The 15,767-nt window shown below is 73.2% G+C and carries 12 protein-coding genes; 11 read left to right on the top strand and 1 reads right to left on the bottom strand.

Going from position 1 to position 15,767, the window contains the following annotated elements:
* Positions 1-110: 110 nt before the first annotated feature.
* The 10 genes from ACGFIV_RS26365 (at position 111) to ACGFIV_RS26320 (ending at position 11,283) form a co-directional block, all read left to right on the top strand.
* A complete protein-coding gene (locus ACGFIV_RS26365) occupies positions 111-830 on the top strand; it encodes a hypothetical protein (RefSeq protein ID WP_358546980.1) in 720 nt (239 codons plus the stop codon).
* Positions 824-2,206, top strand: a complete 1,383-nt coding sequence (locus tag ACGFIV_RS26360) for a S8 family serine peptidase (protein ID WP_392838045.1) — start codon at positions 824-826, stop codon at positions 2,204-2,206. The genes ACGFIV_RS26365 and ACGFIV_RS26360 overlap by 7 nt, the downstream gene beginning before the upstream one ends.
* Positions 2,207-2,215: 9 nt before the next feature.
* Entirely contained in the window at positions 2,216-3,121 is a 906-nt protein-coding gene (locus tag ACGFIV_RS26355; protein WP_358546984.1) for a hypothetical protein, read from the top strand.
* Entirely contained in the window at positions 3,115-4,311 is a 1,197-nt protein-coding gene (locus ACGFIV_RS26350) for a S8 family serine peptidase (RefSeq protein ID WP_392838044.1), read from the top strand. Before ACGFIV_RS26355 ends, ACGFIV_RS26350 begins: the two co-directional genes overlap by 7 nt.
* Positions 4,312-4,448: 137 nt before the next feature.
* Complete coding sequence (locus tag ACGFIV_RS26345) at positions 4,449-4,811, top strand: hypothetical protein (protein WP_358546989.1); 363 nt, start codon at positions 4,449-4,451, stop codon at positions 4,809-4,811.
* On the top strand, positions 4,808-5,110 hold the full coding sequence (locus ACGFIV_RS26340; RefSeq protein WP_358546992.1) for an MGMT family protein: 303 nt from the start codon (positions 4,808-4,810) through the stop codon (positions 5,108-5,110). Before ACGFIV_RS26345 ends, ACGFIV_RS26340 begins: the two co-directional genes overlap by 4 nt.
* Positions 5,111-5,181: 71 nt before the next feature.
* A complete protein-coding gene (locus ACGFIV_RS26335) occupies positions 5,182-8,139 on the top strand; it encodes a CDP-glycerol glycerophosphotransferase family protein (protein WP_392838043.1) in 2,958 nt (985 codons plus the stop codon).
* Complete coding sequence (locus ACGFIV_RS26330) at positions 8,139-8,738, top strand: type II toxin-antitoxin system PemK/MazF family toxin (RefSeq protein ID WP_392838042.1); 600 nt, start codon at positions 8,139-8,141, stop codon at positions 8,736-8,738. Before ACGFIV_RS26335 ends, ACGFIV_RS26330 begins: the two co-directional genes overlap by 1 nt.
* Positions 8,739-8,871: 133 nt before the next feature.
* Entirely contained in the window at positions 8,872-9,741 is an 870-nt protein-coding gene (locus tag ACGFIV_RS26325) for a GNAT family N-acetyltransferase (protein WP_358547000.1), read from the top strand.
* An 87-nt stretch (positions 9,742-9,828) separates the two neighbouring features.
* Complete coding sequence (locus ACGFIV_RS26320; protein ID WP_358547003.1) at positions 9,829-11,283, top strand: PLP-dependent aminotransferase family protein; 1,455 nt, start codon at positions 9,829-9,831, stop codon at positions 11,281-11,283.
* Here ACGFIV_RS26320 and ACGFIV_RS26315 read toward each other — a convergent pair.
* On the bottom strand, positions 11,210-12,268 hold the full coding sequence (locus ACGFIV_RS26315) for a DMT family transporter (RefSeq protein WP_358547006.1): 1,059 nt from the start codon (positions 12,266-12,268) through the stop codon (positions 11,210-11,212). The two genes, ACGFIV_RS26320 and ACGFIV_RS26315, sit on opposite strands and share 74 nt — an antisense overlap.
* A gap of 338 nt (positions 12,269-12,606) precedes the next feature.
* Here ACGFIV_RS26315 and ACGFIV_RS26310 point away from each other — a divergent pair, with 338 nt between their 5' ends.
* On the top strand, positions 12,607-15,759 hold the full coding sequence (locus tag ACGFIV_RS26310) for an ATP-dependent helicase (protein WP_392838041.1): 3,153 nt from the start codon (positions 12,607-12,609) through the stop codon (positions 15,757-15,759).
* The last annotated feature ends 8 nt before the right edge of the window (positions 15,760-15,767 follow it).

The raw sequence follows: 15,767 nt of genomic DNA, 5'->3' as shown, positions 1-15,767 counted from the left end.
TCCAATCAGGAAAGTACTTTCCACTTTCCATACCGTCAAGTACTTTCCAAAGGGATCTATGCGGATGGAACGGCGGATGCCTCCCCACCGAGGGCGTTAGGGTCGGGCAGGTGAGTGAGTCGCGTGCCTGGCCGTCCCTTGTGGTGGCATCAGCGCTCACTTTGATCTGCGCGATCGTCGCCGGAGTGGCGGCGGGGGCCGCGGGCGCCGAGCTGACCCGTGGTCCGAGCGCCGCCGAGATCCAGCAGGCCTCGGTGGAGGAGACCGCCCGCCGCTGGCAGGTGTGGTCCGCGGGCGAGATCTTCCCCGCCTACCTGCCGTACATCGCCGAGCAGGGCGGCAAGGAGAACGCCCGTAGGGTGGGCATCTCCTCGCGCACCGACTGCGCGGCGGCCGTGGACGCCGCGCTCAGGACCGCGTTGAAGGCGGCCGGCTGCCGGGCCGTGCTCCGAGCCACATACCTGGACGCGCTGCAGGGTGTGGTCGTGACCATCGGGGTGGCCGCCTTCCCCGACCAGGGGTCCGCGCTCGCGGCCAGGGCGGCGTTCCCGCCGGGAGGGGTGCCCTCACCCGGGCTGCGGGCGCTGGCCTTCCCCCAGACCGTCGCCGACCGCTTCACCGCCGCCGCCCGCCAGGCGTCCTCGCTGGGGCAGGCCGGGCCGTACCTCGTGCTCACCACGGCGGGCCAGGTCGACGGGAGGCCGGCCCGGTCGGTCGGCCACCAGCGTTCCACCATCTTCAGCTTCACCTCCGATCTGGAAGACCGGATCCTCACCACGCTGGCCACCCCCGCGCGTCCCGACTGCGCGGGCAAGGACTGGCAGTGCTGACCGCCCGGGCCGTGCCGCTCCCGCGCGCGGTCCTGTCCGCGCTGACCCGGGCCGTGCCGCTCCCGCGCGCCGTCCTGTCCGCGTGCTCGGTGCTCGCTCTGCTGCCGGTCCTGCTCGTCCTGCTGGTCATGGGCACGCTCGCGGCGGGGCCCGCGCTGGCCGACCAGGTGCGCGGGAGCCAGCGCCAGGTGATGCGCACCCTCGACGTGGCCGCCGCCTGGCGGATCACCCGCGGCGCTGGGGTCAAGGTCGCGGTGCTGGACTCGGGGGTCGACCCCCGGCACCACGACCTGGCCGGATCCGTGATCACCGGCCCCGACCTCACTTCGGGCGCGAACCCGCGCGGGGTCGCGCCGCTCCGACTGCACGGCACGTACATGGCCTCGCTGATCGCCGGGCACGGGCACGGCCCGGGGCGCGCGGACGGGGTGATCGGGGTCGCGCCGGCCGCCAGGGTGCTCTCGGTGCGGGTCATCCTGGAGGACGACGAGCCGGGCTTCCACGACTTCAACTCCGAGGCGCGGTTCGAGAACGTGGTCGCGCGCGGCATCCGCTACGCCGTCGACCACGGCGCCGCCGTGATCAACATGTCGATCTCCAAGGACCAGCCGACCCGGCAGGAACGGGCGGCGATCAGGTACGCCATCTCCAAGGGCGTGGTCCTGGTGGCGGCGGCGGGCAACGACGGGGCGGGCCGCAAGGACGGGCCGTACTCCTATCCGGCCTCGTTACCCGGCGTGATCTCGGTCGCGGCGGCGGATCGCGGCATGCACAAGGCGTCCTTCTCCAACCGCAACTCGCTGGTCCTCCTCGCGGCGCCCGGAGTGGACATCTTCGGGGCGGGTCCGGGCGACCAGTACTGGGTGGGCAGGGGCACGTCGCAGGCGACGGCGCTCGTCTCCGGGGTCGCCGCCCTGATAAAAGCGAAATATCCGAGAATGTCGCCTGCGCTTGTCGCCCAGGCGCTCACCACCGGCGCCACCCGCCGCCCGGCCAGGGGCTACGACCCCGGTATGGGCTTCGGCGTGGTCAACGCGGCCCGGTCGCTCGCCGAGGCCGCGCGGCTGGCCCGGCACCGGCACACCGCCTCCGGCCCCGGCGTCCAGGACACCGACCTTCCGATGACCGACGACACCGGCGCGGCGCCCGCCGCCCTGCCTCCGGTGCAGGTAGTCCGGCGTGACACGGGCATGATCACTGTGTACGGCGGGGTCGCGCTGGCGGCCACCGCCTGCGCGGGCGCGAGCCTCACCGTCGTGATCATGCTCGTACGGCGCACCAGGCGCACCAGGAGCGACAGGGACCACAGAGACCACACAGAACACGATGATCCCCGGGAGCCCCAACCGGGTTGGCGGCAGCAGGCGCCGACGTAGCATCGATGTATGTCGCCTGAGGAGCCACGGTCACGACCGGTGACGCCCTGGCCCGCACGTGTGAAGGGCGCGCGGAGCGCGGGAAGGCTTCCTTCAGGCGATGGCGCCCATGGGGCGGCGCGGCCGTGGGCCGGCGCCCGGGCACGTGCCGCCGACGCGCAGGCGGCGATCGACCGCATGGAGCTTGAGCGGGGGGTCCGGTTTCGATCCCTGTTCCTTCTGATCATGGGCACCATCCTCGCCATCGCGGCGACCAACGTGCTGCTCGGTGTGGTCGGCCTGCTCCAGGAGACCCGGGCGCGACCGCTCACGGTCGCCGAGCGCACCCGTTTCGCCGAGGAGGACGTCGCCCGGCGCTGGTACGCCTGGCGGGCCGACGCCGTCTTCCCCGCAGAGGTGGAGTATCTCGGCCTGTCCCGGGTGCGGCAGTACGCCCGCAGGGTCGGCATCGCGAAGGAGGCGCCGTGTACGTCGGTGGTGGACGCCCCCGTCGCCACCGTCCTGCGGCAACACGGCTGCCGCACCATGCTGCGCGCGACGTACGTCGACCAGACCTCGACTTTCGTGATGACCGTGGGGGTGGCCGTGCTCGACGACGAGGAGACCCGGGTGCAGACCGGGGGCGACCTGCCCGTGGACGACCGCGTGGGCGTGCGGCCCGTGGCGTTTCCCGGCACGGCCACCGAGTCCTTCGGGGCCGCGCAGCGCCAGCGTACGAGCTGGACGGGCGCGGGGCCGTACATCGTCTTCTCCGCCGCCGGCTACGCCGACGGGCGCACTCGTGAGTCCGTGCCGATCGAGGAGATCCCCCACAGCGAGCTGTGGCCGACGGCGCAGTCCGTCGCCGGGCACATCGCCCGTGGCCTCTCGGCGCCCCCCGAGATCCCGCGCTGCACCCAGGGGAACGTGTGTTGAGGGCGCGGGCGGTCGCGGCGCGAGCCTGCGCCGTGGCGGGGGTCGTGGCGCTCGCGGGGCTGCTGGCGCCTCCCGTGCGGGCCGATGGAGTGCGTGACCAGCAACGATGGGTGCTCGACGCGATCAACGCCGAGCAGGCGTGGAAGGTCACCCGGGGGGCAGGGGTGACCGTGGCCGTGGTCGACAGCGCCGTCGACTCGAAGGCCCCGGTGCTCAAGGGCAAGGTCACCGTCGCTCCCGACATGCGGTCCAGCGTGTTCGACGACGGCGCGTCGCCCGTAGGGCCGCACGGCACGGCGATGGCTTCTCTGATCGCGGGTTCCGGCCACGACGGCGGCCTGCTCGGCGTGGCCCCCGACGCGCGCATCCTGTCGGTTCCCGTGATCGCCGAGGACGAGTTCGACTACGACCTCGTCGAGCCCGACGACGGTCTCGGCCTGCCCAGCGAGAGCCCGCTGTCGAGGGCGTTGCGCTACGCGACCGACCACGGGGCCAAGGTCATCAGCATGTCGCTCGGGGAGTACGCCACGCAGCGGGCCGACCGGCAGGCCGTGGCGTACGCGCTGGCGCGCGGTGTGGTGCTGGTGGCCGCGGTGGGCAACGACGGCGACTCCGAGTACGCGCGCAAGTACGGCACCTCGTTCTGGAGCTTCCCCGCGGGCTACGCGGGGGTGATCGGGGTCGGCGCGGTCGACAAGCAGGGCAAGGCCGCCGGGTTCAGCAGCGACAACCTCTCGGTGCTGGTGGGCGCGCCCGGCGTGGGGGTCCCCGCCGCGGTTCCCGGCGGCGGGTACCAGGAGATGGAGGGGAGCAGCGCCTCGACCGCGCTGGTCGCCGGGGCGGTCGCCCTTATAAAGGCGAAATATCCGAATCTAAGCCCTGATTTGGTTGCCCGTGCGCTGACGTCCACCACCCAGAAGAAGCCCGCCGCTCGTTATGACGACAAAGTGGGTTTCGGGGTCATCGACGTGGCCGCCGCGCTCAAGCGCGCGGGCGAGCTCACGGGATACGCCACCTCGCTTCCGGTGAAGAGCGACCTCCATTTCGGAAACGGCACGACGGCACCCGCGCCTACCCCGCCTGGGCCCGATCCCGTGCGACTCTGGGTCTACAGCGCGGGCGTTCTCCTCGGGCTCATCGGGTTCGGAGCCGGTGTGGTCGTGCTCACCCGCCGTTCAGAACGGCAATGATCACGTGGTGGACGCGATTGGGGCGCTGTTCGGCCGCCGTTCGGCGGCATTTCGGATGCGGTCTGACCGAACTTGCACTTTCCTGTACCAGTGAGTCGGTAAAGGTTCGCTAGGGTTCCCGTCTCGTGGGATACGAGTTGCGTGTACAACGCGAATCGCCGCTCGCCTACGCCGAGCTGACGGAGGCGACGGCGTCGGCGGACGCCGGCTTGGAGCTGCGCGGCACACCGGAGGCCGGTGAGGTCTTCGCGCGCCACGGCGACGGCGAGTACGCCGTCGCCATCTGGCAGGGGCGCCTGTACGGGAAGCCGACCTCCGACTGGGAGGTCGCCCAGCTCGCGCGGCTCGCCGGAATGCTCGGCGGGAGCCTGGTGGGTGAGGACGGCGAGGCCTACGGCATCCGAGACGGCATCGTCGAACAGGTGAACGGCGACGCGGCCTACGAGTTCGGGAAGCTTGAGGAGATCCTCTCCTTCGGCCCCGCCCAGTGGAGCGCATGACCGATCCGACCGCCTTCGCCGAGCGGGTGCTCGACCTGGTCGAGCGCATCCCGCCGGGAAGGGTCATGTCCTACGGCGACATCGCCGAATATCTTGAGGAGGGCGGCCCGAGGCAGGTCGGCCGCGTGATGTCCACCTGGGGAGGCGGCGTCCCCTGGTGGCGTGTCGTCCACGCCGACGGCACCCCGCCTCCCGGCCACGAGAGCAGGTGCCTGTCGCGGTGGAGGGAGGAGGGCACGCCCCTGCGGGGAGAGCGCGCCGATATGCGCCACGCCCGATGGCAGGGAGATCATCAGTGAGTTCTCAGTAAGTCGCATTACCATTCCAGGTACGCCCTTTGCGGTCAGACTGGAAAGGCGGTGCCTCCCTGATGGACACCGGTGCCACGCCCGCGCGGACCGGCGACATCGTCGCCGACCGGCTGCGGGCCGCCCAGGACCTCTATGACAGGGGAGAGCCGCTCGACGCGCTGATCGCGGCCGTCCACTCCACGGGTCTGACCCGCTCCGAACGCCGGCGGCTGCACGCCGAGGCGCTCAACGGGCTCCTGGCCCTGCGGCTGGAGACCGCCGCCAGACGCGACGCCACCCGCCTGCGGCAGGCCATCGACCTGCTGCGCGACTACCTGTCCGAGGTGGAGCCATCGGTCAAGCGCCGCCTGCCGGTCGCCCGGCGGCTGGCCTGCTACCTCATCGAGAACCGCGACCCGGCCGAGCTCGCCCAGGGCGACGAGCTGGCGAACCTGGTGGCCGCCACGGCCGAGCCGTCCAAGAGGGTGCGCAAGGGCCTCGCCTGGTACGCCGACCTGCCCGTGGTCGCGCCCGAACCGCTCTTCCGCCTGCGCAGGTCCGACCTCGTCCCGGTGACCGAGGTCGACGACGTCTCCTGGCACGGCGGGCGGCTGCGCGTCACCGGCCACGCCTACCTCGTCGGGCTGTCCGTGCGGAGCCGGCGACTCAACCGCGCGACCGTGGTGCTCAGGGGCCCTCGCTGGGTGCCGCCCGTCTACGCGCGCACCCGTCGCGTCTACCGTCCGGAGACCACCCACGGCGCGGGCGAGCCGGGCTGCAACTACGACTGGGCCGGGTTCGTGGCCGAGGTACGGCCGTGGTCGCTGCGCTGGCGCGCGGCGATCCGCGCCGCCGTCCACGGCGCCCAGCGGCTGCTGCGCCACCGGCCGGCGGTCCCCGACACCACCACCTGGCGTGCCGACATCGTCATCTGGAGCCGTGGCGCGCGGGCCACCGGCGCCCTGCGCGGTCCCGTGGTGGGGCGCACCGAGCGCCCGGCCGGGCTCCGCGTCCGTCCCGGCTGGTGGGTGCGCCCGGCGTGGACCTCCGACCGGGCCTTCCAGGTCGTGCTCCAGCCCACAAGGGCCGAGCTGACCGGGGTCGCGCACGTCGCCGACCAGATCGAGCTGACCGGCTTCCTGCCCGGCACGACGGCGACCAAGGGCAGGGCCCGCCTCGGCGGCCACCGCATCCACGCCGACTTCACTCCGGTGGAGGGCGGCACGCGGTTCTCGGTCGCGCTCGCCGTGCCCGCCCTGATGAAGGAGCGGGACGCCCGCCGCCTCTGGATCGAGCCCAAGGGCGATCCGGCCGCGCCGGTCATGATGGAGAACACCGCCGAGACCCACCTCGCGATCGACCGCCGCGAGGTCACCGTGCTTCGCGACCGGCGCGACCGGGCCGTGGTCTCGGCCCACCGCGTCTGGCCGGTGATCACCTCGGCCACGTGGAGTGACGACGGCACGCTGACGCTGGCGGGCACCTATCCCGACACCGACCCGGGGCAGCGCGAGATAGTGCTGCGCCAGCGGGCCGGCCTGACCTACCGTGTGCCGCTCGGGCGCTCCGGTTCGGACTTCTCCGTACGGCTCGCGCCGGGAGCCATGCCCCGGTTCGGCGGCACGGTGGCGCTGGCGTCGGGCGCCTGGAGCCTGTCGGTCGCGGGCGGCAAGGGCACGACCGCGCCCCTGCGGGTGGACCACCGCCTGCTCGACACGCTCGACGAGGGCGTCCACATCGTGGGCGACCGTGAGTACCGCCTGGTGGCCACGCGCTTCGACGTTCCCGTCCTGGTCGCCGCCGAGCACCTGCCGGACGACGAGAAGGGCGCGGGCGGTCTCTGGGCGCTGCGCAGGGTCCACTACCCCGCCGAGCGCCGCCGCGAGCTGCGCGACGCCACGGTGTACGTGTCCTTCGACGGCCGGTCCTACTCCGACAGCGCGCGGGCGATCTACGAGGAGCGGCTTCGGCGCGGCGACGACCGCGAGCACATCTGGGTCGTCAAGGACGGCGCCTTCGTCCCGCCGGACTCCGCCGCGCTGGGTCTCGGTCCCGGCGTCACGCCCACGGTCGTGCGCGAGGGCGGCCGCGAGCACTACACGGCGCTGGCCAGGTCGAGCCACATCATCACCAACACGATGCTTCCCCAGTGGTTCCGTGCCCGCGAGGACCAGACCTGCGTGCAGACCTGGCACGGCACCCCGCTCAAGCGCGTCGGAGGCGACCAGCGCCACATGTCCCGCGAGCCGAGGCCGGCCGCCTGGTACCGCCAGGCCGCCGAGGTGGCCAACTGGGACCTGCTCGTCACGCAGAGCCCTTGGGGCTCCGAGGTGCTGCGCCGCGCGTTCGGCTACGGTGGAGAGATCATCGAGTCCGGCTATCCGCGCAACGACGTCCTCGCCCACGACCGGTCCGATCTCGCGGCGGCCGTGCGGCGGAGCCTCGGGGTGCCGGTGGGCAAGCGCGTGGTGCTGTACGCCCCGACGTGGCGCGACCACGACCGCAGGAACAGCTCGGTGCGGCTCGACCTCGCCGAGGCCAGGCGGGTGCTCGGGCGCGACCACGTGCTGCTGGTCCGGGGCCACATGGCGCAGGCGCCGCCGACGGTTCCGGGGCTGGTGGTCCCCGGCCCCGCGTCTCTGGTGCGTCCGGGGCCGATGAGCCGGGAGTATCCCTTCGCCATCGACGTCACGACTTACCCCGATATGGCCGATCTTTTGCTGATCGCTGATGTGCTGATCACCGACTACTCCTCGGTGATGTTCGACTTCGCGGTGACCCGGCGCCCGATGGTCTTCTTCGGGTACGACTTGGAGCGTTACCGGAACACGCGCGGCCTCTACCTCGACCTGCGCACCCAGGCCCCGGGGCCGCTGCTGTCGGAGGGAAGCGACGTGATCGAGGCCGTGCGCCTCATCGACGCGCTCTCCGGCGACTACGCCGACCGGTACGACGCGTTCGTCCGCACCTACGCGCCCCGGGACGACGGGAAGGCCACCGCCAGGCTCGTCGACCACGTCTTCAGCACGCACCCGTGATGGCGGGCGACCGGCTGATGGCCGTGCTGATTCTGTGCGGGGTCCTGCTCGTGGCCGTGGGCGTCGTGGCCGCGCTCGTACGCGGGAGGATCGCGCCGCGCGGGCGGGGGGCGTCGCGGCGCGGGGCGAAGGCGTCCGGTCCCGGACGCAAGCGGCCGCTTCCCGGACGCGAGCGGCCTCATCCCGGGCGCGGGGGCGGTCCCGCCGGCCCGGGGCGGCGGCCCCTGGTCGTACACTCCCGGCCGCCGAGCCCGGCGTGGGAGTCGCGTGCCGCGCCCGGCCAGATCTGGTGGGCCGACGTCCCCTACTCCGACGGCTCGGGTTCCAAGGTCCGTCCCTGCCTCGTCGTACGGACTCACCCGCGCAAGGTGGAAGTCCTGAAGATCACCAGCCAGGACAAGTCCGACCGCGGTGACCATCTCTCGATCCCGACGGCCGGGTGGGATCCGCACGCGACCAAGGACAGCTGGCTCGACCTGTCCGAGACGCATTTCGTGGGCGACCGCGACTTCCGGAACCTGGCCGCCACCTCCTGCGACGCGCGCGTCTGGAAAAGCGTCACCCGCCTCCAGAAAACCGGCTGGGTCTACGACGGCTGACCCCGGGCCCCGGCGGTGTCCGCACAAGGGGCGGTTTGCTGTGGGGAAAATCTGTGGATTCGTCAGCAAATGTGGTCGATGATGCCGGACGGAGCGGGTTCGAGGGCCCGGGACGCATCTTCGGGGGTAACACATGGAATCGGGCTTCGCCGACCGGCCCGGCGTCACGCACGTACCGGTCAGGAGGCTCGGTCTCGATGACCTGCGCGACTGCCTGCTGCTGGCCATCGACCGTCAGTGGCTTCCCGAGGAGGCCAAGTGGCGCCTGCTCTTCGAGGTCGGCGAGGTCTACGGCATCGACGACCCCGCCGGCGGCCTGGCCGGCACGACGGTGCTGACCCGCTACGGGAGCGATCTCGCCGTGATCAGCATGGTGCTGGTGGCGTCCCGGTACGGCCGCATGGGGCTCGGACGCCGGCTCATGCTCCACGCCCTCCAGCAGGCCGGCGGCGCGACGGTCTTCCTCACCGCGACGCGGTACGGCAAGGGGCTGTACGAGAGGCTGGGCTTCGAGACGGTCGGCACGGTCGTCACGCATACCGGGCACCTCACACTCGATCCCGAGGACGTCAAGCACGAGGGGGTCCGCCCGGCGCACGAAGGAGACCTGGAGGCGGTCATCGCCCTGGACGCCCGCGCGTCGGGCGCGCCCCGCACGCGGCTCGTCACCCGGCTGTTCACCTTCGCCGACCAGACCCGCGTCGTCGAGCACGGCGGGGCCATAGCCGGGTTCGGCGCGGCATGGCGCAACCTGGACAGCGTCGCCGTCGGGCCCGTGGTCGGCGAGAGCACGGCCGTCGCCCGGGCGCTGATCGCCGAACTGGTGAGCGGCCTGCACGGGCCGGTCCGTCTGGACATCGACGCCCGGCACGCCGAACTGACGGCCTGGACGGCCGGGCGCGGGCTCACCCGGGCCTTCGACACGGCCCTGATGGTGCGCGGAGGCCCCCTCCCCGGCGACCTCGACCTCCTGTTCGCCCCCGCCATGCTCGCGCTGGGCTGAGAAGGCTCCCGGGAGCAGGCGGCCCACTTCGCTGGCCGCCGTGGGAAAGTGGACCGAGCTTCCGGCCGAACGAGGTGACAGGTGGACATGCCACGCGCATCACATCCACGGCGCGCCCACGGCTCCCAGCGCTCTGAGAGTGAGGTCATCGCCTCGTTCGCGACCTGGCCCAGCGCTACGGGCCCGCTCTACCGCAGGCTGGCCGACGGCATCCGCAAGGCCATCCAGAGCGGCGCGCTGCTCCCCGGCCAGCGCATCCCCTCCGAACGGCAGCTCGCCGGGGTCCTGCGGGTCAGCCGCACCACCGTCGTCGCCGCGTACGAGGCCCTGCGCGAGGCGGAGCTCGTCGAGAGCCGCAGGGGGAGCGGCACCCGCGTCGCCGAGAACGCCCTGACGCGCCCGCCGATCTCGGACGGGCGCGTGCCCGGAGGCACCGGCGCCCTGATGTACCAGCACCTCATCGACGGGCCGGGCGAGCTGATCACGGTGGCGAGCTCGTCGCAGGGCGCCGTCCCCGAGCTGGTCACGGCCTTACGTGACCTCGCGGGCGCCGATCTTGAGACGGCCTTCGACGAGCCCGGCTACCACCCCGCCGGGCTTCCCGAGCTGCGCCGGGCCATCGCGGCGCACCTGACCGGCACGGGGCTCCCCACCACCCCCGGCCAGATCCTCGTCACGACGGGGGCGCACCAGGCCCTCGTGCTGGTCTCCGAGCTCTTCCTAGGGCCGGGCGGCACCGCCCTGGCCGAGTCGCCCGGCTGGCCCGGCTGCCTCGACGTGTTCCGGGCGCGCGGCACCCGCATCGTCACCGTGCCCCTGGACGACGAGGGCGCCGACGCCCGCGCCATGGCGGGCGTCCTCGCCTCCGGCAGGCCCGACCTGATCTACCTGATGCCCACGTTCCACAACCCGACCGGCGTCCTGATGTCGGCGGCCCGGCGGCGCAGGATCGGCGAGCTCGCCGCCCGGTACGACGTGCCGGTCCTGGAGGACAACGCCTATCTCGCCGACGCCCCCGGCCTGCTCGCCGCGTACGCGCCGCGCGGGGCGAAGGTCCTCTCCGCGGGTTCCCTGACGAAGGTGGTCTGGGCCGGGCTGCGGATCGGATGGGTGCGGGGCCCGGCGGAGCTCGTCGAGAGGCTGGCACGCCGCAAGGCCCTCGCCGACCTCGGCAGCCCGGTCATCGACCAGATGCTCGCGGCGCGGCTCATCCCCGGACTGCCCAGGATCCAGGCCGCCCGCGCGCCCGCACGCGAGCAGCGGCTCGGTCATATCGAGAAGCTGCTCCGCGAGCGGCTGCCGGCCTGGCGATGGCGCCGGCCCGACGGCGGCAGCGGGCTGTGGATCGAGCTGCCCGGGGTCGACGCCACCGAGTTCTCGCACGTGGCGCTCAGGCACGGCGTCGAGGTGGTGCCGGGCTCGACGACGGACCCCACCGGCGCTCACGACCGGTTCATCCGCCTGGCCTTCACGTTGGACCCGGCCGTGCTCGACCGTCTGGTAGATCGGCTGGCAGGCGCGTGGTCGGAGTTCGAGAGATAGGAGGGGCGGCGCGGGACGCCCGCCGGGGACGCAGGCCGAGGAGCAGGCCGCCGATGACCAGCGCGGCGCCGAGGAGATCAGGGACGCCGGGATGCCCGGTTTCGAGGATCACGCTGGAGACGATCGCCCCGATCGGCAGGAAGCCGGAGAACAGCCCCGCGCGTTCGGGACCGAGCCGGGGCAGCGCGTCGTACCAGCAGAAGAACGCGAAGGCCGTCACCACGAGCGCGAGGTAGACCATCGCCGCCGCCTCGGCGACCGTCGGCGGCCGGACCGCCGCGCGTCCGTCCGCCACGAGCCCGGCGACCGCCAGGAGCGGGACGGCCGCGGCGGTCGCGTACGCCGACACGCGGATCGCGCCGAGCCGCGGCAGCAGGGGGACGGCCAGAAGCGAGAACCCGACCTCGCACGCGAGCGCGCCGAGCGCGAGCAGCACCCCGGGAAGCGTGGCGTGGCCGAGGCCCGTGGCGACCGCGGCGCCGCCCGCGACCACCGCGGCGGCCACGACGATGTGCGGGGTCGGCCGCCGCCTTTCCATGAGCGGCCCGGCCAGGGCGAGGACGATGGGCACGGTGGCCACGATCGTGCCGACCGTCGCCGGGTCGGCGTACCGGGTGGACTCGATGACGAAGATGTTGAACGCGGCGAGCCCGACGACGGCGAGGAGCACGACCAGCACGATCTCCCGGGCGTTCAGGCGCAGATGTGGGAGCCGGCGTGCCCGCATGACCAGAAGGAGCGGGATCGCGCCCGCCGCGTACCGCAGGGCCTGCCCGCCGTAGATCGGATAGTCGTGCAGCGCCGGGGACACCGCCGTCAGCGTCCCGACGCAGAACATCGCCGTCGCCGCCCCCACCGCCCCCCGCCACCGGCCACGGACACCGCCGCCCACGCCTCCCAGTTGGTCGCCGTCCGCGTTGGTACGGGCGCGGTGGCTCGTCATACGGTCGCCGTCCGCGTCCGTACGGGCGCGGTCGCCCGTCATGCGGTCGCCGCCCCGGCGGGCACAGTGGTCACCGGCATGTCGACCTCCCCGTGAAGCCCCAGTGGCTTGTCCGCTCGCCATGCTGGCAGGGCGCCCGGCCGTCAGACAGGGCCAATCAGGGCCGAAGCGGACCCGGGAGAAGGCCTTTCACCTATGGGCCGTGTCACTCCCGGAGACCGGAGCAACCCCCCGGTAACGTGTTTTGTCATCCTCGGCGGAGATCGACACAGGCGCCGTACGGTCGAGTCGGCACGATCTACCCGTGTGGTCTGGTGGAATAGCGTGTTGTGAGTGGTCAGGCCTACCGTCTGGTGCGGCGGGGAAGCACGGGGCAGGCGATGCCTCCTGCTCTCGACGAGCACCAACGCGCGGTCGTGCGCCACGAGGGCGGCCCGTTGCTCGTGCTCGCGGGCCCCGGCACCGGCAAGACCACCACGATCGTCGAGAGCGTCGTCGATCGCGTCGAGCGGCGCGGAGCGGACCCCGAGCGGGTGCTGGTGCTCACGTTCAGCCGCAAGGCCGCCGAAGAGCTGCGCGAGCGTATCACCGGCCGTATGCGCCGCACCACGCGAACGCCGCTCGCGCTCACGTTCCACAGCTACGCCTACGCCTTGTTGCGCCGTGAGGCCGTGCTCGCGGGCGCCGCGCCGCCGCGCCTGCTGACCGGCCCCGAGCAGCTCCTGGAGATCCGCCGCCTGCTCCACGGCGAGCTGGAGGACGGCGCCAGGCAGTGGCCTTCCAGCATGCGCGAGGCGCTGAAGACGCGCGGCTTCGCCGAGGAGCTGCGCGACTTCCTGGCGCGCGGCGCCGAGCGCGGTCTCGACGGCGAGGACCTCGTCGTTCTGGGCCGCGAGCACGGACGTGCCGACTGGGTCGCCGCGGGCCGCTTCGCCTACCGCTACGCCGACCGGTTCGACCTCGATCCGAGCCCCGCGCTCGACTACGCCGAGCTGATCCGCGCCGCCGCCGCACTGCTGACCGACGTCGAGGTTCGGCAGCGCGAGCGGGCCGCCTACGACGTCGTGTTCGTCGACGAGTACCAGGACACCGACCCCGCGCAGGAGTTCCTGCTCCAGCAGCTCGCGGGGGACGGCCGCGACCTGGTGGCCGTCGGCGACCCCGACCAGTCGATCTACGGCTTCCGCGGCGCCGACGTGCGCGGCATCCTGAGTTTCCCCGAGCGGTTCCGCACGCTGGAGGGCCAGGAGGCGTCCGTCGTCGCGCTCCGGGTGTGCCGCCGCAGCGGCCCCGACCTCCTGACCGCCTCCCGGCGCGTCGCCGCCCGCCTGCCCGTGCCACCGGGCGCGGGCCGCACCCGTGGCGACCACCGTGACCTGCTTCCCGTGGAGGGCGCCGACGCGGGCCAGGTCCGGGTCCTGCTCGCCGACAGCGAGACGCAGGAGGCGGCCGTCGTCGCCGACACGCTGCGCCGGGCGCACCTGCTCGAAGGGGTTCCCTGGTCACGCATGGCGGTGCTGGTGCGATCGGCCGGCCGCCAGGTGCCCATGCTGCGACGCGCCCTGCTCACCGCGGGCGTGCCGGTCGTGGTGGCGGGCGACGAGGTGCCCCTCATCCAGGAGCCCGGCGTGCGGCAGCTCGTCACCCTGCTGCGCGTGGCGCTCCACCCGGCCACGCTCGACGTCGCCACCGCCGAGGAGCTGCTCACCGGCCCGCTGGGCGGCACCGACGCGATAGGCGTGCGCCGCCTGCGCCGCGCGCTGCGCGTCGCCGAGCTGGCGGCGGCGGCGCTTCCGGCGGCCCCGATGCCGCTGCCCCCGCGCTCGTCCGACGAGCTGCTGGTCGCGGCCGTACGCGACGCCCGCGAGCTCATCCCGATCGAGCCGCACGTGGGCGCCGGCGCCGGGCGCGTCGCCGCCCTGGTCACCGCCGCCGGCGAGGCCGTGAGCCGGGGCGACACCGCCGAGGAGGCACTGTGGGCGATCTGGCAGGCCTCCGGCCTGGCCGAGCGCTGGACCGAAGCGAGCCTCGCGGGCGGGGCCAAGGGGGCCCAGGCCGACCGTGACCTCGACGCGGTGGTGGCGCTGTTCGACTACGCCGCGCGCTTCGTCGACCGCCTTCCCCACGCAGGGCCCGAGGTCTTCCTCGATGACCTGATGTCGCAGGAGATCCCCGGCGACTCGCTGGCCGAGCACGCGCCCGACGGCGACGCCGTGCGCATCCTCACCGCCCACCGCTCCAAGGGTCTTGAGTGGGACGTCGTGGTGGTCGCGGGCGTGCAGGAAGGCGTCTGGCCCGACCTGCGGCTGCGCGGGTCGCTGCTGGGTGTCGAGGAGCTGGTCGAGCTCTCGGAGGGTTCCGTGCTCGACGGGGCCGACGCGGCCGGAGCCGCCCTGGCCTCCAAGCTGCTCGCCGAGGAGCGCCGCCTGTTCTACGTGGCCGCCACGCGCGCGCGCCGCCGCCTGGTGGTGACCGCGGTCGGCGGCGAGGACACCGACGAGCGGCCGTCCCGCTTTCTGTCCGAGCTGCTCCCAGGGGCCGTCGAGGAGGCCGCGGTCGACGACCGCGCACGCTGGCTGAGCATGTCCGCCCTGGTCGCCGACCTGCGATCGGCCGTGTGCGACCCCACGAGGCCCGAGCCGATGCGCACGGCCGCCGCCGGGCACCTGGCGAGGCTGGCCCGTGCCGGCGTCCCCGGAGCCCACCCCGGCGAGTGGTACGCGCTCACGCCGATCTCCGACGACCGCCCGCTGAGCTGGCCCGAGAACATCGTCCGAGTCTCGCCTTCTGCGGTCGAGAGCTTCACCAAGTGCGGGCTGCGCTGGCTGCTGGAGACGGCCGTCGGCGCCTCGGGCACCGACATGTCCCGCAGCCTCGGCAGCGTCATCCACGCCATCGCGGTCCTGGCCGTGGCCGGGCAGGCGGGTGACACGCTCGGCAAGCGGCTCGACGAGATCTGGGACGAGCTCGACTTCGGCGGCGTCTGGTTCAACCGCAAGCAGCGCAAGGTGGCCGAGCAGATGGTCGCCCGGTTCCTCACCTGGCACGAGGAGAACCCCAGGGAGCTCGTCGCGGTCGAGGAGGCGTTCACGGCCGTTCTGTCCGACGGCGTGCAGATCCGTGGCCGCGTCGACCGCGTGGAGCGCGACGGCGAGGGCAGGGCCGTGATCATCGACCTCAAGACCGGCACCGCCAAGCCGCCGGACGCCGAGCTCGACCGCCACCCCCAGCTCGGGGTCTACCAGCTCGCCACCCTCCTCGGGGCCTTCGAGCGGCACGGCATGACCGAGCCGGGCGGAGCCTCGCTCGTCCAGGTCGGCAAGGCGGCCGGCAAGGAGGCCAAGGTCGCCAAGGAGCAGCGGCAGGGCGCCCTCGGCGAGGATCCCGAGCCCGAGTGGGCGCGCGAGCTGGTGGAGACCGTGGCCACCGGCATGGCCGCCGGGGTGTTCACCGCCAAGGTGAACGACGGCTGCCGCACCTGCGCGGCCAAGGTGAGCTGCCCCGTGAACGACAGCGGGGGCCAGGTTTGCTAGGGCCGTCC

The organism is Sphaerisporangium sp. NPDC049003, from assembly GCF_043197795.1.
Taxonomy (GTDB): domain Bacteria; phylum Actinomycetota; class Actinomycetes; order Streptosporangiales; family Streptosporangiaceae; genus Sphaerisporangium.
The sequence above is the reverse complement of the archived record's forward strand: the minus strand, read 5'-3'. Positions and strand labels throughout refer to the sequence as shown.

Bases quoted from the DNA above. Each gene is read 5' to 3' on its own strand.
- ACGFIV_RS26355 (WP_358546984.1), top strand. From the start codon at position 2,216: ATGTCGCCTGAGGAGCCACGGTCACGACCGGTGACGCCCTGGCCCGCA.
- ACGFIV_RS26335 (WP_392838043.1), top strand. From the start codon at position 5,182: ATGGACACCGGTGCCACGCCCGCGCGGACCGGCGACATCGTCGCCGAC.
- ACGFIV_RS26340 (WP_358546992.1), top strand. From the start codon at position 4,808: ATGACCGATCCGACCGCCTTCGCCGAGCGGGTGCTCGACCTGGTCGAG.
- ACGFIV_RS26330 (WP_392838042.1), top strand. From the start codon at position 8,139: ATGGCGGGCGACCGGCTGATGGCCGTGCTGATTCTGTGCGGGGTCCTG.
- ACGFIV_RS26315 (WP_358547006.1), bottom strand. From the start codon at position 12,268: ATGACGGGCGACCGCGCCCGTACGGACGCGGACGGCGACCGTATGACG.
- ACGFIV_RS26320 (WP_358547003.1), top strand. From the start codon at position 9,829: ATGCCACGCGCATCACATCCACGGCGCGCCCACGGCTCCCAGCGCTCT.
- ACGFIV_RS26310 (WP_392838041.1), top strand. From the start codon at position 12,607: ATGCCTCCTGCTCTCGACGAGCACCAACGCGCGGTCGTGCGCCACGAG.
- ACGFIV_RS26325 (WP_358547000.1), top strand. From the start codon at position 8,872: ATGGAATCGGGCTTCGCCGACCGGCCCGGCGTCACGCACGTACCGGTC.